This is a genomic window from Streptomyces sp. NPDC048473, assembly GCF_043200155.1.
Classification (GTDB): Bacteria; Actinomycetota; Actinomycetes; order Streptomycetales; family Streptomycetaceae; genus Streptomyces.
In genome coordinates this window covers 18,120-39,600 of the sequence record NZ_JBICXE010000048.1, presented here as the reverse complement: position 1 = coordinate 39,600, position 21,481 = coordinate 18,120, and the positions used below count along the sequence as shown (strand labels likewise).

The 21,481-nt window shown below is 70.7% G+C and carries 23 protein-coding genes; 14 read left to right on the top strand and 9 right to left on the bottom strand.

Annotation, left to right across the window (positions count from 1 at the left end; genetic code table 11):
• The first annotated feature begins 214 nt into the window (after positions 1-214).
• From ACGFU7_RS40400 to ACGFU7_RS40385, 4 genes are all read left to right on the top strand, one after another.
• Entirely contained in the window at positions 215-1,051 is an 837-nt protein-coding gene (locus tag ACGFU7_RS40400) for a DeoR/GlpR family DNA-binding transcription regulator (RefSeq protein ID WP_393702985.1), read from the top strand.
• Positions 1,052-1,117: 66 nt separating this feature from the next.
• Positions 1,118-1,570 (top strand): SRPBCC family protein, encoded by a 453-nt coding sequence (locus ACGFU7_RS40395; protein ID WP_393702983.1) that lies wholly within the window; start codon positions 1,118-1,120, stop codon positions 1,568-1,570.
• A gap of 120 nt (positions 1,571-1,690) precedes the next feature.
• A complete protein-coding gene (locus ACGFU7_RS40390) occupies positions 1,691-3,202 on the top strand; it encodes an SDR family oxidoreductase (protein ID WP_393702981.1) in 1,512 nt (503 codons plus the stop codon).
• A gap of 88 nt (positions 3,203-3,290) precedes the next feature.
• Entirely contained in the window at positions 3,291-3,770 is a 480-nt protein-coding gene (locus tag ACGFU7_RS40385; RefSeq protein WP_393702980.1) for an SRPBCC family protein, read from the top strand.
• Positions 3,771-3,807: 37 nt separating this feature from the next.
• Here the strand turns inward: ACGFU7_RS40385 and ACGFU7_RS40380 are convergent, their stop codons facing one another.
• Positions 3,808-4,941: a PLP-dependent cysteine synthase family protein gene (locus ACGFU7_RS40380; RefSeq protein ID WP_393702978.1), complete on the bottom strand. Its 1,134-nt coding sequence runs from the start codon at positions 4,939-4,941 to the stop codon at positions 3,808-3,810.
• 208 nt (positions 4,942-5,149) lie between these two features.
• Here ACGFU7_RS40380 and ACGFU7_RS40375 point away from each other — a divergent pair, with 208 nt between their 5' ends.
• Together ACGFU7_RS40375 and ACGFU7_RS40370 are read left to right on the top strand one after the other, a co-directional pair.
• Entirely contained in the window at positions 5,150-5,467 is a 318-nt protein-coding gene (locus ACGFU7_RS40375; protein WP_393702976.1) for a hypothetical protein, read from the top strand.
• Positions 5,468-5,650: 183 nt separating this feature from the next.
• Complete coding sequence (locus ACGFU7_RS40370) at positions 5,651-6,172, top strand: ATP-binding protein (RefSeq protein WP_393702975.1); 522 nt, start codon at positions 5,651-5,653, stop codon at positions 6,170-6,172.
• A gap of 246 nt (positions 6,173-6,418) precedes the next feature.
• On the opposite strand, the gene ACGFU7_RS40365 is transcribed toward ACGFU7_RS40370, so the two are convergent.
• From ACGFU7_RS40365 to ACGFU7_RS40355, 3 genes are read right to left on the bottom strand one after another with little or no spacing between them, the layout of a single operon-like run.
• Positions 6,419-8,989, bottom strand: coding sequence for an ABC transporter permease (locus ACGFU7_RS40365; RefSeq protein WP_393702973.1), 2,571 nt, complete (start codon positions 8,987-8,989; stop codon positions 6,419-6,421).
• Positions 8,990-8,993: 4 nt separating this feature from the next.
• Complete coding sequence (locus tag ACGFU7_RS40360) at positions 8,994-9,785, bottom strand: ABC transporter ATP-binding protein (RefSeq protein ID WP_393702972.1); 792 nt, start codon at positions 9,783-9,785, stop codon at positions 8,994-8,996.
• Positions 9,782-10,072, bottom strand: coding sequence for an SHOCT domain-containing protein (locus ACGFU7_RS40355; RefSeq protein ID WP_393702970.1), 291 nt, complete (start codon positions 10,070-10,072; stop codon positions 9,782-9,784). Before ACGFU7_RS40355 ends, ACGFU7_RS40360 begins: the two co-directional genes overlap by 4 nt.
• A gap of 201 nt (positions 10,073-10,273) precedes the next feature.
• Between ACGFU7_RS40355 and ACGFU7_RS40350 the strand changes: the two genes are divergently transcribed.
• The 4 genes from ACGFU7_RS40350 to ACGFU7_RS40335 are packed head-to-tail and all read left to right on the top strand — an operon-like array spanning position 10,274 to position 12,739.
• Positions 10,274-10,843, top strand: coding sequence for a TetR/AcrR family transcriptional regulator (locus ACGFU7_RS40350; RefSeq protein ID WP_393702969.1), 570 nt, complete (start codon positions 10,274-10,276; stop codon positions 10,841-10,843).
• Between the two features lie 21 nt (positions 10,844-10,864).
• Positions 10,865-11,260, top strand: coding sequence for a cupin domain-containing protein (locus ACGFU7_RS40345; protein WP_393702968.1), 396 nt, complete (start codon positions 10,865-10,867; stop codon positions 11,258-11,260).
• A gap of 10 nt (positions 11,261-11,270) precedes the next feature.
• A complete protein-coding gene (locus tag ACGFU7_RS40340) occupies positions 11,271-11,852 on the top strand; it encodes a DUF4865 family protein (protein WP_393702966.1) in 582 nt (193 codons plus the stop codon).
• On the top strand, positions 11,846-12,739 hold the full coding sequence (locus tag ACGFU7_RS40335) for a phosphotriesterase (RefSeq protein ID WP_393702964.1): 894 nt from the start codon (positions 11,846-11,848) through the stop codon (positions 12,737-12,739). Before ACGFU7_RS40340 ends, ACGFU7_RS40335 begins: the two co-directional genes overlap by 7 nt.
• A gap of 66 nt (positions 12,740-12,805) precedes the next feature.
• On the opposite strand, the gene ACGFU7_RS40330 is transcribed toward ACGFU7_RS40335, so the two are convergent.
• Positions 12,806-14,020: an ROK family protein gene (locus tag ACGFU7_RS40330; protein ID WP_393702963.1), complete on the bottom strand. Its 1,215-nt coding sequence runs from the start codon at positions 14,018-14,020 to the stop codon at positions 12,806-12,808.
• 121 nt (positions 14,021-14,141) lie between these two features.
• Here ACGFU7_RS40330 and ACGFU7_RS40325 point away from each other — a divergent pair, with 121 nt between their 5' ends.
• From ACGFU7_RS40325 to ACGFU7_RS40315, 3 genes are all read left to right on the top strand, one after another.
• Positions 14,142-15,356: an MFS transporter gene (locus tag ACGFU7_RS40325; protein ID WP_393702962.1), complete on the top strand. Its 1,215-nt coding sequence runs from the start codon at positions 14,142-14,144 to the stop codon at positions 15,354-15,356.
• Positions 15,357-15,436: 80 nt separating this feature from the next.
• Positions 15,437-15,805, top strand: coding sequence for an SCO4225 family membrane protein (locus ACGFU7_RS40320; RefSeq protein WP_393702994.1), 369 nt, complete (start codon positions 15,437-15,439; stop codon positions 15,803-15,805).
• Positions 15,806-15,826: 21 nt separating this feature from the next.
• Entirely contained in the window at positions 15,827-16,576 is a 750-nt protein-coding gene (locus tag ACGFU7_RS40315) for a maleylpyruvate isomerase family mycothiol-dependent enzyme (protein ID WP_393702961.1), read from the top strand.
• Between the two features lie 42 nt (positions 16,577-16,618).
• On the opposite strand, the gene ACGFU7_RS40310 is transcribed toward ACGFU7_RS40315, so the two are convergent.
• The gene (locus ACGFU7_RS40310) at positions 16,619-17,020 is read right to left on the bottom strand and encodes a MarR family winged helix-turn-helix transcriptional regulator (RefSeq protein WP_393702960.1); all 402 of its coding nucleotides are present in this window, start codon (positions 17,018-17,020) and stop codon (positions 16,619-16,621) included.
• A gap of 87 nt (positions 17,021-17,107) precedes the next feature.
• Here ACGFU7_RS40310 and ACGFU7_RS40305 point away from each other — a divergent pair, with 87 nt between their 5' ends.
• Positions 17,108-18,610 carry an MFS transporter gene (locus ACGFU7_RS40305; protein ID WP_393702958.1) on the top strand — a complete coding sequence of 501 codons (1,503 nt, stop codon included), beginning with the start codon at positions 17,108-17,110 and terminating at the stop codon, positions 18,608-18,610.
• Positions 18,611-18,697: 87 nt separating this feature from the next.
• Here ACGFU7_RS40305 and ACGFU7_RS40300 read toward each other — a convergent pair whose 3' ends face one another.
• The 3 genes from ACGFU7_RS40300 to ACGFU7_RS40290 form a co-directional block, all read right to left on the bottom strand.
• The gene (locus tag ACGFU7_RS40300) at positions 18,698-19,363 is read right to left on the bottom strand and encodes a response regulator (RefSeq protein ID WP_393702957.1); all 666 of its coding nucleotides are present in this window, start codon (positions 19,361-19,363) and stop codon (positions 18,698-18,700) included.
• On the bottom strand, positions 19,360-20,601 hold the full coding sequence (locus tag ACGFU7_RS40295; RefSeq protein ID WP_393702955.1) for a sensor histidine kinase: 1,242 nt from the start codon (positions 20,599-20,601) through the stop codon (positions 19,360-19,362). The genes ACGFU7_RS40300 and ACGFU7_RS40295 overlap by 4 nt, the downstream gene beginning before the upstream one ends.
• Before the next feature lie 115 nt (positions 20,602-20,716).
• Positions 20,717-21,424 (bottom strand): TetR/AcrR family transcriptional regulator, encoded by a 708-nt coding sequence (locus ACGFU7_RS40290; RefSeq protein ID WP_393702953.1) that lies wholly within the window; start codon positions 21,422-21,424, stop codon positions 20,717-20,719.
• Between the last annotated feature and the right edge of the window lie 57 nt (positions 21,425-21,481).

The following is a 21,481-nucleotide window of genomic DNA, read 5'->3' as shown; positions in this document are numbered from 1 at the left end:
CTGCGGGGCCTGGGTGACAGGTGGCACTGGAGTGACTCGCTCTCTCGGTCGTGGGGGGAGTGCTGATGCACGGTCACCAGGATCATGGAAGAACTCCGGTGTACGCACCGCTCTCACGGAATCTCCCCAGTGCGACGGCCGACGACACCGCGTGGCAGGATGACCCCCGTCCGAACAGACTGTTGTACGGCCAGAGGGAAGGACCGGACCGGCGTTGAGCGAGAATCAGAACCTGCTCGCGGAGCAGCGGCGCGCCCTGATCCTCGACGAGGTGCGCAGGCGCGGCGGGGTCCGGGTCAATGAGCTGACCCGCAAGCTGAGCGTCTCCGACATGACCGTCCGCCGGGATCTGGACGCGCTGGCCCGCCAGGGTGTGATCGAGAAGGTGCACGGCGGGGCCGTTCCGGTGGTCGAGGCCAGCACGCACGAGCCCGGTTTCGAGGCCAAGTCGGCTCTGGAGCTGACCGCCAAGGAGGACATCGCGCGGGCAGCCGCGGCGATGGCGGTGCCCGGCAGCGCCATCGCGCTCTCCGGCGGCACGACAACGTACGCACTCGCCCAACAGCTGCTGGACGTACCGGATCTGACGGTGGTGACCAACTCGGTGCGGGTCGCCGATGTGTTCCACTCCGCGCAGCGGTCGGGGGCTGCGGGCGGGGCGCGTACCGGGGCCGCCACGGTGGTGCTCACCGGTGGGGTTCGGACTCCGTCGGACTCGCTGGTCGGCCCGGTCGCCGATCAGGCGATCGCCTCGCTCCACTTCGATGTGCTGTTCCTCGGGGTGCACGGGATCTCGGTGGAGGCCGGTCTTTCGACGCCGAATCTGGCGGAGGCCGAAACCAACCGCCGCTTCGTCCAGTCGGCGCGGCGTGTGGTGGTGGTCGCCGACCACACCAAGTGGGGCAAGGTGGGCCTGAGTTCGTTCGCGGCTCTGGAGCAGGTGGACACGTTCGTGACGGACGCGGGTCTGTCGGCCACCGCCCGCGAGGAGATCGAGGAGCATCTGCCGGGCCTGCTGGTGGCGGGCCGCCTCGCGGACGGCGACTCCTGAGCCGTCGGGCGATACGTGGCTTCCGGCCAGGCTCGCAATGGGCGGTACACGGCCTAGGATCGCGCTGTGGCCGTCTTCCGGATCGAGCGCTTCACGCCCCTGCCCGCAGCCGAGTCATGGCGCCGGGTGACGGACTGGGAGCGGCATGCCGCGCATGTACCGCTGACCACGATCACCGTCCCCACGGGGCTGCCGACCGGGATCGGGACCGTTTTTGTGGCACGCACGGGCGTGGGTCCACTGGGGTTCGACGATCCGATGGAAGTGGTGCGGTGGACGCCGCCCGCAGCCGGGCGCGCGGGGCTGTGCCGGCTGGAGAAGCGCGGTTCGCTGGTGCTGGGCCGGGCGTCGATCGATGTGTATCCGACCGATTGCGGATCCCATGTGGTGTGGGTGGAGGAGCTGAGTGTCCGGCTGCTGCCCCGGTGGGCCGATCCATTGATCGCCGGAGCGGGCCGCCGGGTCTTCGGCCGGGTGCTCGACGGCATGCTTGACCGCCCGGCGCGGCCGCATCCGTAGTGCGGTTCGGCTGAGCGGTGCGCGGGGCCGGCGGCGGTGCGGTGAGGCGGGGTGCCGTGTGCGGCCGTTCGGAGTCCTCCACCGGGCCCCGTACGGCGGTCCGGTGGAAGACTCGGGCGGGTGACCGAATCCTCCGGTGATACGCAGCTGCGTTGTCTCGTGACCGGTGCCTCCGGGTACATCGGCGGCAGACTGGTGCCCGCACTCCTCGACGCCGGCCACCGGGTGCGCGCGCTGGCCAGGACCCCGCAGAATCTGCGTGACCACCCGTGGGCGGACCGGGTCGAGGTGGTCGAGGGCGATGTCTCCGACGCCGCTTCGGTGCGGGCGGCGATGCGGGACATGGATGTGGCGTACTACCTGGTGCACGCGCTCGGCTCCGGACCCGGATTCGAGGAGAAGGATCGCGAGGCGGCCCGGATCTTCGGTGAGCAGGCGCAGGCGGCAGAGATCGGCCGGATCGTGTACCTCGGCGGGCTCACCCCGGCCGGGGTTCCTGAGCGGGAACTGTCACCGCATCTGCGGTCGCGAGCCGAGGTGGGGCGCATTCTGCTGGATTCCGGAGTGCCGACGGCCGTACTGCGGGCCGCGGTCGTCATCGGATCGGGCTCGGCCTCGTTCGAGATTCTGCGTCATCTCACCGAACGGCTGCCGGTGATGATCACCCCGAGCTGGGTGCGTACGTCGATCCAGCCGATCGCGGTACGGGACGTGGTGCGGTATCTCGTCGGCTGCGCCCGCCTGCCGGCCGAGGTGAACCGTACGTTCGACATCGGCGGCCCGGACGTCATGACGTACCGGGACATGATGCGGCGGTACGCCGAGGTCGCCGGACTGCCGCACCGGGTGATCCTCCCCGTACCGGTGCTCACCCCGCGACTCTCCAGTCTCTGGATCGGCCTGGTGACACCGGTGCCGCCCTCCATCGCCCGGCCGCTGGCGGAATCACTGCGCCACGAGGTGATCTGTCACGAGCGCGACATCGCCCGGTACGTGCCCGATCCTCCGGGCGGCACCATCGGCTGCGAGCAGGCGCTGCGGCTGGCGCTCCAGCGGATCAGGGACGCCCGGGTCGACACCCGCTGGTCGTCCGCGGCGGTCCCCGGTGCACCAAGTGACCCGTTGCCCACCGACCCCGACTGGTCCGGCGGCAGTCTCTACCGCGACGAACGTGAACTGACGGTGCCGGTGACGCCGGACGCGCTCTGGCGGGTGATCGAGGGCGTCGGTGGCGAGAACGGCTGGTACTCCTTCCCGCTCGCCTGGGCCGTGAGGGGCCGGCTCGACCGGATCGTCGGTGGCGTCGGGCTGCGGCGCGGACGGCGGGACGCGCAGCGGCTGCGGGTGGGCGACTCCTTGGACTTCTGGCGTGTGGAGGAAATTGTTCCGGGTGAGCTGCTGCGGCTGCGCGCGGAGATGCGGCTGCCCGGTCCGGCCTGGCTCGAACTGTCGGTGGACCGGAACGAACAGGGGCGGACGGTCTATCGACAGCGGGCGCTGTTCCATCCGCACGGACTGCTCGGCCACGCCTACTGGTGGAGCGTGTGGCCGTTCCACTCGGTGGTGTTCGGTGGTATGGCCCGCAATATCACCGCGGCCGCACGGGCGGTCCCGCAGCACACAGCCGAATGATGTCCTTACAGACAGGGACATCTGACGGGGCGCCAGCTATGGTGTGCCGCGACCCCGTCCGCCGCCGACCGCACGGGAGGTGCGTTCCTTGTCACGCCGACTCCGTTCCGTGGAACTCGACTTCGTCGAGTCCGCCCCACTGCGACTGGTCTTCGCCGCCGAGGTGTCAGCGCCTCCCGAGGTGGTCTACCGCGCGCTCGCCGATGATGTGGCGGGCTGGCCGAGCTGGTTCACCTCGGTGACGGCGGCCCGGCCCACCGAGGACGGTACGGGTCGCGAGGTCCGGCTCAAAGGCGGCACGGTGTTGCGCGAGACGATCATCGCGGCGGCGCCCGGCGAGCGGTACGCCTACCGGGTCGACGAGTCCAACGCCCCTGGCCTGCAGGCCCTGCTGGAGGAGTGGCGGCTCACCCCGGCCGGGACCGGGACTCGGGTGCAGTGGACGTTCGCCGCGGAGGGTTCCGCGCCCTTCCGGTTCGCCCTGCGGCTGGGCCGGTCGGGGGTGGGCCGGGCGTTCCGGGACGCGGTACGCAATCTCGACAGGCGGCTGACCGGGTCCGCGGCCTGAGAACGGCCGCGGACCGCGTGCACCCAACCCGTCCGGGCTATCCCGGCCAGTTGCCGTCGGCCAGGAAGGTGTCGATGGTTTCCGTGTACGGGGCGATGTCCAGGCCCTGTTCGGCGAGCCAGCTGTCGGAGTAGTACTTGTCGAGGTAGCGGTCACCCGGGTCGCAGATCAGGGTGACGATGCTGCCGGTGCTGCCCTGGTCGACCATTTCGGCGACCAGCTTGAACGCGCTCCACAGCCCGGTGCCGGTCGAACCGCCCGCCTTCCGGCCTATGGCCTTCTCCAGGGCGCGCACGGCCGCGATACTGGCCGCGTCCGGCACCTTCATCATCCGGTCGATGGCCCCGGGCACAAAGCTCGGTTCCATCCTGGGCCTGCCGATCCCCTCGATCCGGGAGCCGCAGTCGCTGGTGGCCAGGGGGTTGTGGTGGGTCCAGCCGTCGAAGAAACAGGAGTTCTCCGGGTCCGGCACACAGATCCGGGTGTCGAACTGCATGTAGTGCACGTAGCGGGCGATGGTCGCCGAGGTGCCGCCGGTTCCGGCCGTGGCGACGATCCACGTCGGCTCCGGGTAGCGCTCCAGTCTCAGCTGCTGGTAGATCGACTCGGCGATGTTGTTGTTCCCGCGCCAGTCGGTGGCCCGTTCCGCATAGGTGAACTGGTCCATGTAGTGGCCGCCGGTGTCGGCGGCGAGCGTGGCGGACTCCTCGTACAGCTTCCGTGAATCGTCGACGAAGTGGCAGCGACCGCCGTGGAATTCGATCAGCCGGCACTTCTCGGGGCTGGTGGTGCGGGGCATCACGGCGATGAACGGCACACCGATCAGCTTGGCGAAGTACGCCTCCGAGACAGCCGTCGAACCACTGGACGCCTCGATCACCGGCTTGCCCGGCCGGATCCAGCCGTTGCAGAGCCCGTAGAGGAAGAGCGAGCGGGCCAGCCGGTGCTTGAGGCTGCCGGTGGGGTGCGTCGACTCGTCCTTGAGATAGAGGTCGATGCCCCATGCCTCGGGCAGCGGGAAACGCAGCAGATGGGTGTCGGCGGAGCGGTTGGCGTCGGCCTGGACCTTGCGTACGGCTTCCTTGAGCCAGGCCCGGTACTCGGCATCGGAGCGGTCGATGTCGATCGTCGCCGCGGCCCGGCCGTCATGTCTGTGCTTTACGGTGCCCATCAGCGCGTTCCTCCTCGTGTCGCCGTCACTCTCCACCGTCAACGATATTCCCCCTACCTGCACAAACGTTCACTTTGATGCTCCATAGCCCTGCCTTGGCGTTGACGGGCAGGGCAGCTGTGGCATCGAGCCGGGACGCGGCCTGGCGCGCCGGTCCCGGCTTGTGCAGACTGCCCATCAGAAGCGTTACGAAGGGGGCGAAGCAGTCATGCCGGAAACGGAGTTCAGTGCAACGGGGGTACGGATCGAACGGTGGGCCCGTTCGCTCACGAGGGCGGGGCAGGTGATCGTCAAGGACGGCAGGCTGGCTCTGCTGACCAGTTACGGCCGGGAGATCGACAGCGCCCCTGTGGTGGCGGTGAGCGCGGGCAGGCCCTGGTTCGCCGGAGCCGGTGCGGCCGTGGCGCGGCTCAACGGGACGCGGTACCGGCTGACGATGGGGCAGCGCAACCACGGTCCGGACAAGGCCGGGCCTGCCCACAGATTTCTTGAGACGCTGCGCAGTGCGGGCGGCCGGATGATCTGACGGGGCGCCGCCGGTACACCGCGAGTTGCGGAGCCGTTCCCCCTGAGCGACATTGGTCACACGTCACTCATGGTTTACCGGCGGTGACACTGTGATCCGCACCGCCGGACCTGAATCAGCAGCCAGTCATCTGCTGGATCGTTCCTTCGTCTTCTTCCGGACCTATTTCGGGGAGTCGCAGCCGTGATCAGCGAGCCGAGCAGGCACTGCACGGTGGAGCTCCAGGCCCTGCCGTCGCGGATCGGTCAGGTCCGCAGAATCGTTTCGGCGCAGTTGCGCTACTGGCATCTCGATCCTCTGATCGACCCTGCGGCGCTCGGCGTCACCGAACTGCTGACCAATGTCCACCGGCATGCCCAGCCGGACAAGTCATGCACCGTCGAGATCGAGCTGCTGCTCGAACGGCTGACGGTGTCCGTCCACGACCACGACCCACGACTGCCGACCGTGCGCGAGGCCACCGCGTCCAGTACGTCGGGGCGCGGGCTCGCGCTGATCGCCGCGGTCAGCGAGAGCTGGGGGGTCTGCCCGAGGGGCGGGGCCGGGAAGATTGTCTGGTTCACTCTTCCGGCACCTTCCCTGTTCGCCGCACAGCCGCTGCACTCGGTGTACGGGGCAACCACTGACGGACCGTTCGAGCCTGACGCCGTCACGTACCTGGAGAGCAGGACACCCTCCGTCGCACGGTCGTCGGTGGTCGGCTAGCAGAGCCGGCAGAGAGTGGAGCGGGGGGGCGGGCGGGGCGCCCCGGCCCCAAACTGCCGGGGGCGTTTATGGGGGGCTACGCCGGGGGACCGGCACCCCGGGACCCCCCCCGGCCCGGCCCCCGCCGCCCGCTATTTCGCCCGACCTACCCCCCCGGTCCCCGGGCCGGGGGGGGCGGGGACTCCGCGCGGCCTTTGGGGGGCGGGGGGCGCCGGCGGCCCCCCCGCTCCACTCTCTGCCGTCGCGCTATTCGGCGGCGATCGCGCGGAGCACGTCCAGCCGTGCAGCCCGACGGGCAGGCCGCCAGCCCGCCAGCGCCCCGGCGGTGATCCCCACGACGGCGACCACCAGGAGCCGCAGCGGCGGCAGCGCGAAGGCGAAGGCGGTGTCGCCCGCGCCTGCGGACACCTTGACCAGCACCCAGCCGAGGAAGCCGCCGAGCAACAGGCCACCCGCCGTGCCGAACGCGGCGACCAGGACGGATTCCCAGCGGACCATGGACCGCAGCTGGCTCCTGGTCTGTCCGACGGCCCGCAACAGGCCCAGTTCCCTGGTGCGTTCGTGGAGGGCCAGGGTCAGCGTGTTGGCGATGCCCAGCAGGGCGATCAGCACGGCGAGTGCGAGCAGGGCGTAGACCAGTGTGAGCATCATGTCGATGGCTCCGGCCGAGGACTGTGCGTACTCGCTGCGGCTCTGTACGTCCGGGTTGCCGTACGCCTCCGCGGTCTTCGCGACCGCCGCCTTGCCGTCGGCGGTGGACACGCCGGGCTTGAAGGAGACGGCGATCAGCGAGTCGGAGTCCTGTGCGCGGTGCGGAGCCCAGGCCTGGCGGGTGATGACGTAGTCGCCCGCCAGTTCCGACCGGCCGTAGACGGCGCGGACCGTGAAGTTCTGCTGCGTGCCGTCGGTGAAGGTGAGCCGTGCGGTGGAGCCGCTGTGCAGTCCGCGCTTGCCGGCCTCGGTGTCGGACACGGCGATCCCGTTCGCACCCAGCCCGTTCAGCGACCCGTCGACCCGGCCGAGGTCGAAGACTTTGCCGAGCGCGGCCGGGTCGGTGACGGTCAGGGCGCGTCCCGCACCGTCGACCTCCGCGACCCCCTTGCCGAGGCCGACGGCGGTCGCGACCTCCGGCAGCCGGTCGACGGCCGGGGCGAGCCGGGGGCTGAGGCCGCTGCCGCCCGCCCCGAAGGCGGGGGCGCTGATGGCGACATCGCCCGCGAAGGAGCGGTCGACCGTCTGGTTCATGGTCGCCTTCAGCGAGGCGCCGAAGACGGTGAAGAGGCAGACCACGGCGACACCGATCATCAGTGCGGTCGCGGTGGATGCGGTCCGCCGGGGGCTGCGCAGGGCGTTACGCCGGGCCAGTCGGCCCGTGACGCCGCGCAGCCGGTCGAGCGGAGCGCCGAGGAACCGTACGGCATACGAGGAGGCGACCGGTCCGAGCACCACGAACGCGGCGAGTGCCGACACCGCACCGGCGGCCGACAGCCAGACGGACACATCGGCCAGTGCGCCGGTCAGGATGACGCCGACGGAGGCCACCAGCAGCACGAGCCCGGCAAGGGCACGGGTCCGGGATGCCGCGGAGTCGTCGACGGCGCTCTCGCGCAGGGCGGCGAGCGGCGCGGTGCGTCCGGCCCGGACGGCGGGCAGGAGGGCGGAGCCGAGGCAGACGAGGACGCCGACGGCGAGCGGCAGCAGCAGGGAGACGGCGCCGATCACCAGCGCGCCCTCGGGGAACGGGAATCCGACGGCGGGGAAGAGCGCCTGCAGTCCGGCGGCGATGCCGATGCCACCGGCCAGACCGGCGGCGGAGGCGATCACGCCGACCAGGGTCGCCTCGACGAGGGTCGAGCCGACGACTTGACGGCGGGAGGCACCGAGGGCGCGCAGCAGGGCGTTCTCGCGGGTCCGCTGGGCGACGACGATCGCGAAGGTGTTGTGGATGGAGAAGGTGGCGACCAGCAGCACGATCCCGGAGAACACCAGCAGCAGCGTGGTGAACACGCTGAGGAAGGCACCGGAGATCATGTCCCGGTTCTCGGCGGCCGATGCCTGTCCGGTGATGGCCTCGACGCCCTTGGGCAGTACGGGGCGCAGTGCGTCGACGAGTTCCTGCTGGCTGGTGCCCGGGCCTGCGCGCACCTGGATGGTCGCTGCCTCGCCGGGCTTCGGCGTGAGGTACTTCTCGGCGTCGGCCTGCGTCATCGCCGTGTAGGTGACCTGGCCCATGCCGTCCTGGCCGCCGAAGGTGGCCAGTCCGACGATCGTGACGGGTACGGGGTCGGGGGTGCGCAGCACGGTCGTGTCGCCGATCCCGAGCCCGCCCCGGTCGGCGGTGCCGCGGTTGATGACGACCTCACCGGGTGCGGAGGGGGCGCGTCCTGCGGCGAGCCGGTACGGGTTGAGCTTCGGGTCGTCGATCCAGTTGCCGGCGAGGGTGGGCGGCCCCTGACCGCCGATGGGTTTGCCGTCGGAGCCGATGAGCTGGCCGGCTCCCTGGATGCCGGGGGCCGCCGCGGCGACGCCGGGGGTCTGCTCGATCCTCTTCACGAGTGCGGTGCTCACCGGCTGCCGGGTGCCCTGGGACTCACCGGCGACCGTGACCACATTGGAGCTGCGCACGACGGCGTCGGTACCGGCGGTGGCGTTGCCGAACATGGTGTCGAAGCTCGCGCGCAGCGTATCGCCCATGACGAGCGTCCCGGTGAGGAACGCGACGCCGAGCAGGACGGCGACGAATGTGCCGGCGAAGCGGCGCTTGTGGGCGCGGAGCGAGGAGATGCTCAGGCGCACGGAGGCCCGGGTGCTGGTCATGTCGTCACCGCCTGCGCGAGGGGTGGGGGGCGAAGGACTTGAAGCGGTCGAGCACGCGCTCCGCCGTGGGGTCGGGCATCCGGTCGACGAGCCGGCCGTCGGCGAGGAAGACGACCTCGTCGGCGTGGGCGGCGGCGACCGGGTCATGGGTGACCATGACGACCGTACGGGCGGTCTGCCGGACGGTTCGGCCGAGCAGCCAGAGCACCTCCTGGCCGGAGCGGGAGTCGAGGTTGCCGGTCGGTTCGTCGGCGAAGACGACATCGGGACTGCCGGCGAAGGCCCGGGCCACCGCCACGCGCTGCTGCTGTCCGCCAGACAGTTCGCCGGGCCGGTGGTGCAGCCGGTCGCGCAGTCCGACGGTGTCGATGAGTGCGTCGAGCCACTCCGGGTCGGGTCGCTCCCCCGCGAGGTCCAGCGGAAGGGTGATGTTCTCGGCGACGGTGAGCGTCGGCAGGAGGTTGAAGGACTGGAAGACGAAGCCGATGCGCTGCCGGCGCAGCAGGGTGAGCCTGCGGTCGTCGAGGGTGCTGATGTCGGTGTCGCCGATGAAGGCGGAACCGGAGGTGAGGGTGTCGAGTCCGGCCGCGCAGTGCATCAGGGTGGATTTGCCGGAGCCGGAGGGCCCCATGATCGCGGTGAAGCGGCCGGCCGGGAAGTCGACGCTCACTCCGTCCAGGGCCCTGACCCGGGTGTCTCCGGTGCCGTAGAGCTTCACGGCGTTGACGACCCGGGCGGCGGTGGCGGTGGAAGCGGACGTGGGGGTGGGCTCGGAGGTGGGGACGGTGGTTGTCATGCCACTCCTCCCTTGCTGCCGCGGCCGAACTGCTCGTCGAGGACGGAGATCCGGCGCCAGTACTCGTCCTCCTCGATCTCGCCGGCCGCGAAGCGGCGGCCGAGCAGGGTGATCGGTGACGGTTCGGCGGGGGCTTCCTGGGTGGTACGGGCCAGCCAGGGGCCTCGCCGGCCACGCCGAGCGGTACGGCGCAGCAGGGTGACACCGCCGATGACGACGGCCGCCCAGAAGAGTGGGAAGAGGAGGATCCAGGGTCCGGGTCCACCGCTGTACGCCAGGGTGTTCATCTCGGTCAGCTCCCTCGGTTCAGGGTTCGCGTTCAGGTTTTCCTGACGATTTCGAGCCTGGCCCCGGGAGGGGGTCCGAGTCGTCGTACGGCCAGCGGCCGTGCGCGTACCCCCTCGGGAGTACGTGGCGGATCTGCGGCTGCTCCCGTTGGCCGGCCAAGATCACTGGATTCTGTACCTACTAGTATGTACAGTCGAGTCATGAGCACTCCGGAACGTCTGATCGCAGCCACCCAGGAGCTCCTGTGGGAGCGCGGCTATGTGGGCACCAGCCCCAAGGCCATCCAGCAGCAGGCGGGCGCGGGTCAGGGCAGCATGTACCACCACTTCGCGGGCAAACCCGAACTGGCGCTCACGGCCATCCGCCGCACGGCCTCACAGATGCGCGAGACGGCCGGGCAACTGCTCGACGGTCCGGGAACGGCGTACGAGCGGATCTCGGCGTACCTCCTGCGCGAGCGCGATGTGCTGCGCGGCTGCCCGGTCGGGCGGCTGACGATGGATCCGGATGTCATCGCCAGTGACGAGTTGCGCGCACCGGTCGACGAGACGATCGGCTGGCTGCGCGGCCGGCTCGCCGAGATCGTCCAGGAGGGCCTGGACCAGGGCGAGTTCACCCGTTCCCTGGTACCCGAGGACGTGGCGGCGACGATCGTCGCGACGGTGCAGGGCGGCTATGTGCTGGCCCGCGCCTCCGGTTCGACGGACGCCTTCGACGCGGGCGCCCGTGGACTGCTCTCGCTCCTCGCCCCCAGTGACACCGCCGCCTGACACCCGAGGATCACCACGCACATGCACATCACGAGGAACCACCCCGACACCTCCGCCGGACCGGCCGAGCATTTCAACGGCACCGTCTGGCTCGACGAGATCGCGGCACCCGAAGCTCCGTCCAGGCTACGGATGTTCAGCGTCCACTTCGCCCCCGGCGGCCACACGTCCTGGCACCGGCACCCGCACGGTCAGGTCCTCCATGTCACCGAGGGCGAGGGCCTCGTGCAGCGCAGAGGCGGTCCGGTGGAGACGATCCGGGCGGGCGACACCGTCTGGATCGAGCCGGACGAATGGCACTGGCACGGTGCCGCACCGCGCACGTTCATGACACATCTCGCCGTCGTCGAGGCGGCCGAGGACGGCACCACGACCCACTGGCACCCGCAGGTCGACGTCGACGAATACCCGGTCTGAGGAGTACGCGATGCATGCCACGCAGTACGAGATCACCCTTCCCGCCGACTACGACATGGGGATCATCCGCAACCGCGTCGCGACGAAGGGCCACTTCCTGGACACCTTTCCGGGCCTCGGCATCAAGGCATACCTGATCCGCGAACGGGGCGAGCACTCGCCGGTGAACCAGTACGCACCCTTCTATCTGTGGGCGACACCGGAAGGCATGAACTCCTTCCTCTGGGGCCCCGGATTCCAGGGCATCGTCCAGGACTTCGGGCGCCCCGAGGTACAGCACTGGGCCGGACTGGCGTACGAGGAAGGGCCCGCGTCGGCAGCGCTCCCCCGCACGGCCACCCGCCATCGGGCAGCCGTCGCAGCCTCCGTCGCGCCCGCGGACGCGGTCGAGGCCGCTCTCGATGAGAGCCGGAGGCTGGCGAGGACCCCTGGAGCGGTCGCCACGGCACTGGCGGTCGATCCACGCCACTGGGAACTGCTCCACTTCACCCTCTGGGAGCACGATGCCTCCGAGGCGCCGGGCGACCGGTACGAGGTGCTGCACCTGAGCGCTCCGGAGCGGGACCGGCTCGGGGAGGGACGGCAATGGTAGCGATCGTCCGCACGGTCCTCGGCGACATCCCCGCAGCGGAGTTGGGCGTCTGCGACGCACATGACCACCTCTTCCTGCGCAGCCCCCTCCTCCCGGGCCAGGAGCTGAACGACGCAGGGCGGGCGGCCGACCGGCTGCGCGCCTTCCGCGAACTGGGCGGCCGAGCAGTGGCGCAGTGGACTCCGTACGGGATGGGACGTGAGCCCGAGGCCCTGGCGGCGCTGGCCCGTTCGACGGGCGCGCATGTGGTGGCGGCGACGGGGCTGCATCAAGCGGCGCACTATCCGGCGGAGTTGCTCGGCCGGCTCCGGGACCGCCTCGGCGAACTCTTCGTCTCGGAACTGACCGAGGGCATCGGCTCCACGGGCGTACGCGCGGGTCTGATCAAGGTCGCCGGCGCCTTTCACGGCATCGACGCCCATGCCCGGCTCACGATGACGGCGGCAGCACAGGCCCATCACCGCACCGGTGCGCCGATCGCCGTCCACCTGGAGCTGGGTACTGCGGCTCTCGACGTACTGGACCTGCTCTGCGGGGAGTTGGAGGTCGCGCCGCAGCGGGTGATCCTCGGCCATCTCGGCCGGTCACCGGACGCGGTCGTACAACGTGAGGCGGCACGGGCGGGGGCGTTCCTGGCGTTCGACGGTCCGTCGCGGGCCAATCATGCGACGGACTGGCGACTGCCCGAGCAGCTGACCGCCCTCGCCGGGGCCGGCTACGGCGGACAGCTGCTCCTGGGCGGCGACACGACCGTGCCCGAGACCCCGGGCATGCCGTATCTGCTGCGACAGTTGCGCCCGCGCCTCGAACAGACCCTGGGGAAGGAGGCGTTGGACGGAATCCTGGTGGGCAACGCGGCACGGGCGTTCGCGTGGAGGGCGTCTTGACGGCTGAGGACATCTTCGAGTCTGTCCGCCGGCTGAGGACGGTACAGCCACCCGAGGCCTCGCCACTCACGCAAGCGCGGCCAGCGGATCGTCCAGCACCGGCTGCCAGGCCAGCTCCGCCGCGCCCACCAGGCTGTTGTGGTCGAGCGTGCACGGCAGGATCGGCACACTGCCGCTGCGCCCCCACAGGCTGCGGTCGGCCACCACCGCACGCAGCCGCTCCGGGTCCGCGTCGAGCAGTGCGCGGTGCAGTCCACCGAGGATGATGCGATCCGGATTGAGGATGTTGACCAGTCCGGCGAGCCCGAGGCCGAGCCGGTCGATCAGCTCCTCGGCCGCGCCCCGTACCGCCGCGTCCTCGTACTCCGTACGCAGCAGATCGCCGGCCTGCTTCAGCAGCGACTCCTCCGGACCGGGCTCGCGACGGGCTGCGGTGAGGAAGGCCAGCGGGTCGGTCTCGACGTCCAGGCAGCCGCGACCGCCGCAGTGGCACGGGCGGCCCTCGGGGTTCACCGTGAGATGGCCGACCTCCAGCGCGAGCCCCGAACTCCCGGTGTGCAGACGGCCGTCGAGGACCAGGGCACCGCCCACGCCCCGGTGACCCGTGGCCACACAGAGCAGATGCTGGGCGCCGCGTCCGGCACCGTGCCGGTGTTCGGCGAGCGCGGCGAGGTTGACGTCGTTCCCGGTGAACGCGGGTCCGGGGATGCCCGCTTCCCGTACGCAGGTGGCGAAGATCTCGCGCACCGGGGCACCCGCCGGCCAGGCGATGTGCAGCGGGTTGAGCGCGGTGCCCTCCGGTTCGGCGACCGCGGACGGCACCGCGAGGCCCGCACCGACACAGCGCAGTCCGGTGTCCCGCAGCAACCGGGCGCAGTCATCGACCACTTCGCCGATGACCTGTGCCGGGTCGGCCGTGACGGTGACACAACCGGGGGCGGTGGCGACGAGCCGTCCGCCGAGCCCGACGAGCGCGGCCCGGAAGCCGTCGGCGTGCACCTGAGCGGCGATGGCGACGGGCCCGGACTCCCGGATGGCCAGCCGGTGCGAGGGGCGACCCTGCGAGCCGGCGGCGGAGCCCGGCCGGGAGTCGACCCGGATCAGGCCGAGCGCCTCCAGTTCCGCGGCGACCGCACCGGCCGTGGCCCGGGTGACGCCGAGCTCGGAGGTGAGGACGGCGCGGGTGGGCGCGCGTCCGGTGTGGACCAGTTCCAGCGCGGGTCCGAGCGCGCTGCGGCCCCTCTCCAACTTTGTCCGGGTGGTGGTCACCTTGCCGTTCATGGGGGCGAGTCTCCCATGATCCGCGGGTGCTGCCGACGCCCCGGTGGCACACATGTGCCCCTTGCGCCCGCGGCGGGCGGCCATCTTGCGTCCGTCGTCCGGGCGCCCCTATGCTGAGTTTGTGCCGCCACTAAACAAACTGCGGACGGCTTTGCCGGGGGGACCGGGCGGAAACACCGCCCCACCTTCGTCGGCCCGCCTCCGTACCGCGCTGACCGTGTTCTTCGCCCTCGACGGCTTCCTCTTCGCCGGCTGGGTGGTCCGCATCCCGGCCATCAAGCACCAGACCGGAGCCTCGGCCTCCACCCTGGGCCTCGCTCTGCTCGGCGTATCCGCCGGGGCCGTGGTGACCATGATGCTCACCGGCAGGCTGTGCCGGCGCTTCGGCAGCCATCCGTTGACCGTGGTCTGCAGCGTTCTGCTCTCCCTCAGCATCGCCCTGCCCGCGCAGACGCATTCAGCGCTCGCGCTCGGACTGGTGCTGCTGGTCTTCGGTGCCGCGTACGGCGGGCTGAACGTGGCGATGAACAGCGCGGCAGTCGATCTGGTCGCCGCCCTGCGGCGCCCCGTGATGCCCAGCTTCCACGCCGCTTTCAGCCTCGGCGGAATGGTCGGTGCCGGGCTCGGCGGGCTGGTCGCGGGCGGCCTCTCCCCCGCCACGCATCTCTTCGTCCTGACCGGGGTCGGACTCCTGGTCACCGCGGCGGTAGGACCGGAGCTGCTGCGCCACCCGGCGCCGAAGACCGCGTCCACGGCCGAGGACACCGAGAAGCCGCGGCGACTGGACGGGCGGGCCCGCCGGATGGTGCTCCTCTTCGGCGTGATCGCGCTCTGCACCGCGTACGGCGAAGGCGCGCTGGCCGACTGGGGCGCCCTCCACCTGGAACAGGACCTGCATGCCCACCCGGGCGTCGCCGCCGCCGGATACTCCCTGTTCGCACTGGCCATGACGGCCGGCCGGCTCAGCGGCACGGCACTGCTCGAACGGCTCGGCCAGACCCGGACCCTCGTCGCGGGCGGTGCGACGGCCGCCGCCGGGATGCTGCTCGGCTCGCTCGCCCCGACCACCTGGCTTGCGCTCCTCGGCTTCGCCGTCACCGGTCTCGGTCTGGCCAATATCTTCCCCGTCGCGGTCGGCCGGGCCGGTGAGCTGGCCGGGCCCGGCGGAGTGGCCGCCGCGTCCACGCTCGGCTACGGCGGGATGCTGCTCGGACCACCCGCGATCGGCTTCCTGGCCGACTGGTTCTCCCTCCCGGCGGCCCTCACCACGGTGGCGCTGCTGGCCACCGCGGCCGCGGTGCTGGGGTACGGAGCACGCAACGCGGCGCACGCATGAGCGATTGAGTAGCCCTACTCAGGCAGGAACAGCTCCCCGGAGACACGATGGAAGCGTCATCCATCTACGGGGAGCAGGCCATGAACAAGCCGGTCATCGACAAGCAACACCTCCGCGCACTCGCGCGGCTGACCTTCGGCAATCCCGCCTCGCTGATCTACCTCGGTCTCGTCCTGGCGGCCGTGGTGTTCGTCACTGCGGACACCCTGTTCGTCGCCCACGAGGACGCCTCGTTCGCCGGGGTCTGGCTGTTTCTCCTTGCAGCGCCCACTGTGTTCGTCTTCTTCATCGGCAGCGCGCTGTGGGGCGCGGATGCGGCCGGACCCGCCTGGTTCGTCTACCTCGCCCTGGCCGTGTCCGTACTGCTGCAGTCACTCGCCCTCGGCTGGTTCGTACGGCTGGTGCGCGGCGGCAACCGGAATCGCACCGCCCACCCCCAGGGAGCCTGAACCGCTGGCACAATCGAGGCCATGGAGATCACGGACCACGTCAAGTCCCTGACCGTCGAGGGACAGCTGCTGGCGACCGCGGCACAGGAGGCGGGGACGGGGGCACCGGTGCCGACCTGCCCGGGCTGGCAGGTGCGCGATCTGCTCCGGCACACCGGGATGGTTCACCGCTGGGCGACCGCGTTCGTCGTCGAGGGCCACACCTCGTACCACCCGGACGGCGGGGAACCCGATCTGGCCGGGCCCGAGCTGCTCGACTGGTTCCGCGAGGGCCACGGCCTCCTGGTCGACGCGCTGGCGGCCGCGCCGGCCGGACTGGAGTGCTGGACCTTCATGCCCGCGCCGTCTCCACTGGCCTTCTGGGCCCGGCGGCAGGCGCACGAGACCACGATTCACCGGGTGGACGCGGAGTCGGCGCGCGGTGGGCGGCTGTCACAGGTGGCGGCCGATCACGCGGTGGACGGAATCGACGAGCTGCTGCGCGGGTTCCATGCCCGCCCGAAGAGCAAAGTGCGTACGGACACGCCGCGTTCCCTGCGGGTACGGGCCACGGACACGGACGCCACCTGGACCGTACGGCTCTCACCGGAACCGCCGCAGGCCGTACGGAATGAAGTGGCACCCGAAGAGGGTTCTGCGGACTGCGAGTTGAGCGCGACGGCCGAGGAGCTCTATCTGACGCTCTGGAACCGGCTGCCGCTCACGGCGATCACACTGACGGGCGACCCCGAGCCGGCCCGGCTCTGGTGCGAGAACTCCGGAGTCACCTGATCCTGACAGCGGGCCGGGGCGAGGCGGCGCCCGACGGGGCGCTCAGTCCCTCGGCTCGTTCAGCATGCGGGCGAGCACCGATCTCTGCAACGGCTTCACCTCGGCGTGGCGTGCCCGGCCCTTCGCCGTCAGCTCGACCCGGACGCCGCGCCGGTCCTCGCTGCACATCCCGCGGCATACGAGGTCGTCCTTCTCCAGACGCGCGACCAGACGGGACAGCGCGCTCTGGCTGAGATGGACCCGGGAAGCCAGCTCCTGTACACGATAGGCGGAGCCGCCGTCCTCCGCCGCGCCCTCCGCCAGGACGTCGAGCACCTCGAAATCGCTGGCGCCGAGACCGTGCCGGTGCAGCTCGCGGTCGAGCTCACAGAGCGTCCTGGCGTGCAGCGCGAGGATGTCCCGCCACTCGTCGACAAGCACCCGCTCGGACTTGTTCGCTGCCATAACCGCACGTTAGCAGAGGTGAGGCCATTTGTTGCATCGTAATTAAATGCACTTGCATTCAATGCATATGCATGTACCGTCTTGCTCATGACCTCTCCGCTCAACGTCCCTGATTCCCATGAGCGTTGGAGCCCGCGTCTGTGGGGCACCCTGCTCGTGCTCTGCGCCGCGATGTTCCTGGACGCCCTCGACGTCTCCATGGTCGGCGTCGCGCTGCCGTCCATCGCCGACGATCTCGGGCTGACCACCTCGACCCTCCAGTGGATCGTCAGCGGCTACATCCTCGGTTACGGCGGTCTGCTGCTCCTCGGCGGCCGTGCGGCAGATCTGCTGGGCAGGCGCCAGGTTTTCCTGATCGCGCTCGGTGTCTTCGCACTCGCCTCGCTGCTCGGCGGATTCGTCGACTCCGGACCGCTTCTGATCGCCAGTCGTTTCATCAAGGGACTGAGCGCCGCCTTCACCGCGCCGGCCGGACTCTCCATCATCACCACGACGTTCAAGGAGGGCCCGCAGCGCAACCGCGCCCTCTCCATCTACACCACCTGCGCCGCCACCGGCTTCTCCATGGGCCTGGTCCTTTCGGGCCTCCTCACCCAGCTGTCCTGGCGGTGGACGATGCTGCTGCCCGCCCCCATCGCCCTGATCGCCCTGGTCGCGGGTCTGAAGCTGATTCCGCACAGCGAGCGCGAGGACACCCACCGCGGCTACGACCTGCCGGGCGCCGTCACCGGCACGGCCTCCATGCTGCTGCTGGTGTTCACGGTCGTACAGGCTCCGGAGGCCGGCTGGGCCTCCGCCCGCACACTGTTGTCGTTCCTCGCCGTCGCCGTACTCCTGACCGTCTTCGTGACCATCGAGCGGCGCACCACGAACCCGCTGATCCGGCTCGGAGTGCTGCGCTCCGGCAGCCAGGTCAGGGCGCAGCTGGGCGCCGCGGCGTTCTTCGGCAGCTACGTGGGGTTCCAGTTCCTGGTCACCCAGTACATGCAGTCGCTGCTCGGCTGGTCCGCGCTGCAGACCGCGCTGGCCTTCCTGCCCGCGGGCGTGCTGGTCGCCCTGTCCTCGACGAAGATCGGTGATGTGGTGGACCGGTTCGGGACACCGCGTGTCATCGCGAGCGGCTTCACGTTCCTCGTCATCGGCTACGCGCTCTTCCTGCGGATCACGCTCACTCCGTCGTACGCGGCCGTGATCCTGCCTTCCATGCTGCTGCTGGGCGCGGCCTGCGCCCTGACCTTCCCGTCGCTCAACATCCAGGCCACCAACGGGGTCCACGACGACGAGCAGGGCATGGTGTCGGGACTGCTGAACACCTCGATCCAGGTCGGCGGGGCCATCTTCCTGGCGATCGTGACCGCGGTGATCACGGCGCACGGCAGCGGTGACGGATCCCGGCAGGCGGTCCTGGACAGCTACCGGCCCGGTCTGGTGGTAGTGACCTTGGTCGCCTTCGCCGGGCTGCTGATCACGCTGACCGGGCTGCGGCGCAGCCGGCCCGTGCAGCACACCGTGCTCGTCGCCTCCTCCGAAATGGACCGGGCCGCCGCGGCCGAGGCATCCGCCGCGCAGAAGGTATCCGCGCGGGACTGACCACCCGGCGAGGGGGAACGTGCGGTGGCCGACGGGGAGTTCCTGCCCGTCGGCCACCGCACCTGTGACACTTCGGACGGCGGAAGGTCAGCCGAGCCAGCCGGGGCGCACGAGCCCCGACTCGTAGGCGAGCACAACGAGTTGGGCGCGGTCGCGGGCACCGAGCTTCACCATGGCGCGGCTGACGTGGGTCTTGGCGGTGAGCGGGCTGACGACCAGCCGTCGGGCGATCTCCTCATTCGAGAGCCCTATGCCGACAAGTGCCATCACCTCCCTTTCCCGCTCGGTGAGTTCGCTCAGCCCCGTCGCCGCCGCGGGCTCCTTGGAACGGGCCGCGAACTCGGCGATCAGCCGGCGGGTGACCCCCGGTGAGAGCAGGGCGTCGCCGCCCACCACCGCGCGTACCGCCCGCAGCAGCTCCTCAGGTTCCGTGTCCTTGACGAGAAAGCCGGAGGCACCGGAGCGGATCGCCTCGAAGACGTACTCGTCGAGCTCGAAGGTGGTGAGCATGACCACCTTGACGTCGCCCAGTTCGGGGTCCCCGGTGATGGCACGGGTTGCGGCGAGGCCGTCGAGATGCGGCATCCGGATGTCCATCAGCACGGTGTCCGGCCGCAGTTCGCGCACCATGCGTACGGCCTCCTCACCGTCGGCGGCCTCCCCCGCCACCTCGATGTCGGGCTGAGCGTCCAGCAGGGCCCGGAAGCCGGCCCGGACCAGCAGCTGGTCGTCGGCGAGCAGTACGCGGATCACGGTGTCTCCTCCTGGTGCGCTGCCGCACCGGGTGAATCGGACGGCAGCGGAAGCTCGGCCCGCACCCGGAAGCCGCCGTCGGCCCGGGTCCCCGCCTCGATCGTGCCACCCAGGGCGGCGGCCCGCTCCCGCATTCCTGCCAGCCCGTTGCCGCTGCCCCCTGCGTCGTTGCCGGTGGCGGGTCCTTCGTCGTCGATACGGAGCCGGATGCGGCCGCGCTCGTAACCGATACGGACCTGCGCGGTGCGCGATCCGGAGTGCCGGACCACATTCGTCAGCGCCTCCTGCACGATCCGGAAGGCGGCAAGATCCGCGCCGGGCGGGATCGCGCCGCGTACGCCATCGGTCTCGACCGTGACGGTCAGTCCGGTGCTCGCCGCCTGCTCGACGAGCTCGGGGAGCCGGTCGAGTCCGGGGACCGGGGCCCTGGGGGCGTCCCCGGGGGTACGCAGGGTGTCGAGGACCTGACGGACCTCGCCCAGCGCCTCCTTGCTGGCGGCCTTGATGGTGGTGAGGGCGGTACGGGCCTGCTCGGGGTCGGAGTCCAGCAACGCGAGACCGACACTCGACTGGACGTTGATGACGGAGATGCTGTGGGCCAGGACGTCATGGAGCTCGCGCGCCATCCGCAGCCGCTCCTCGTCGGCCCGGCGCTGCTCCGCGGCCTCCCGCTCCGCTCGCTGGTCCGCCCACTGCTCACGGCGTACGCGTACGAACTCGGCGGCGGCGATGATGGCCACCACCCAAGCGGCAACGCCCAGTTCCTGCCCCCAGACGGCGGCGTGGTCATCGGAGGGCGGCAGCCACCGGTAGAGCCAGTGGGCCACCAGGACGTGCCCCAGCCACACCATTCCGACGGCCGTCCAGGCGGCCCGCCGATGCCCGGAGACGACGGCGCTGAAGCAGCCCACGGCAACGGCCAGGAAGACCGGTCCGTACGGATAGCCGGCCGCCAGGTAGATCATCGCCGCGGCCGAACTGCCGAAGACGGCCACGACGGGGTGGCGGTGGCGCAGCAGAAGCACGGCGACGGCCAGGAAAAGCAGCAGCCGCGCGAAGATGTCCAGCGGCGCCCGCTCGTCCATCTGTCCCCGGGCCGCGATGGTCGAACCGACCATGACGACGGCACCGAGCAGGATCGTCGACGGCCAGGGCAGCCGGGAGGCGAAGCCCCCCGGTGTTCCCGTCAGCCAGCGCGGCGGCTCGCCGTGCACCCAGTGTGAGCGTTGCTCTTCCATGCCGGCCACGCTAGACCGCGGGCCGCGGCGAAGGCGTCAGCCGGGCGTGGTGATCACCCGTACTCCCTGTGGAGTACGTCGGACGGGGCGGGGACGGGACAGCGCCGGCCCCGATCTAGTTGCTTCGGCGGCCGAGCAGGCCGACCGTGCGGGCCAGTTCGGTGACGGCTTCCCGGAAGAAGATCTCCCGGGCCTCCACCACGCGGTTGAACTGGCCGAAGATCTCGAAGGAGATCAGCCCGAACAGCTGCGACCAGGCGGCGACCAGTGGGGTGGCGACCTCCACAGGAAGGCCGGGGGCGAACTCGGCGACCATCCGCTCGGCCTCGGCGCGCAGTTCGTCGGCGAGCGGTGGCACGGCGAGACCGTCCGTGCGGTAGGCCTCGCCGACGACGGAGATCAGGACGAGCCCGACGCGGGAGGCGGGGCCGATCGTCGCCTGCGGTGCGGTGTAACCGGGCACGGGCGAGCCGTAGATCAGGGCGTACTCATGCGGGTGGGCGAGGGCCCAGTCGCGTACGGCGTGGGCGACGGCGGTCCAGCGGGCGAGGTGGGCGGCGGCGTCGGCACGGGCAGCCCGGTGGGCGGCCTCGGCGGTCTCGCCCACGGAGTCGTACGCATCGACGATCAGGGCCGTGAGCAGTTCGTCCCGGCTGGGGAAGTAGCGGTAGAGCGCGGAGGACGCCATACCGAGTTCCCGAGCGACGGCGCGCAGCGAGAGCTTCGCGGCACCTTCGGCCGCGAGCTGCTTCCTCGCCTCGTCCTTGATGGCGGCGGTGACCTCGATACGGGCCCGTTCCCTGGCTCCTCGGACAGTGCTCATGATCTCCAGTCTGACATGAGTGAAGAGCACCGACCAATAACGAGAGCACTGCTCTTG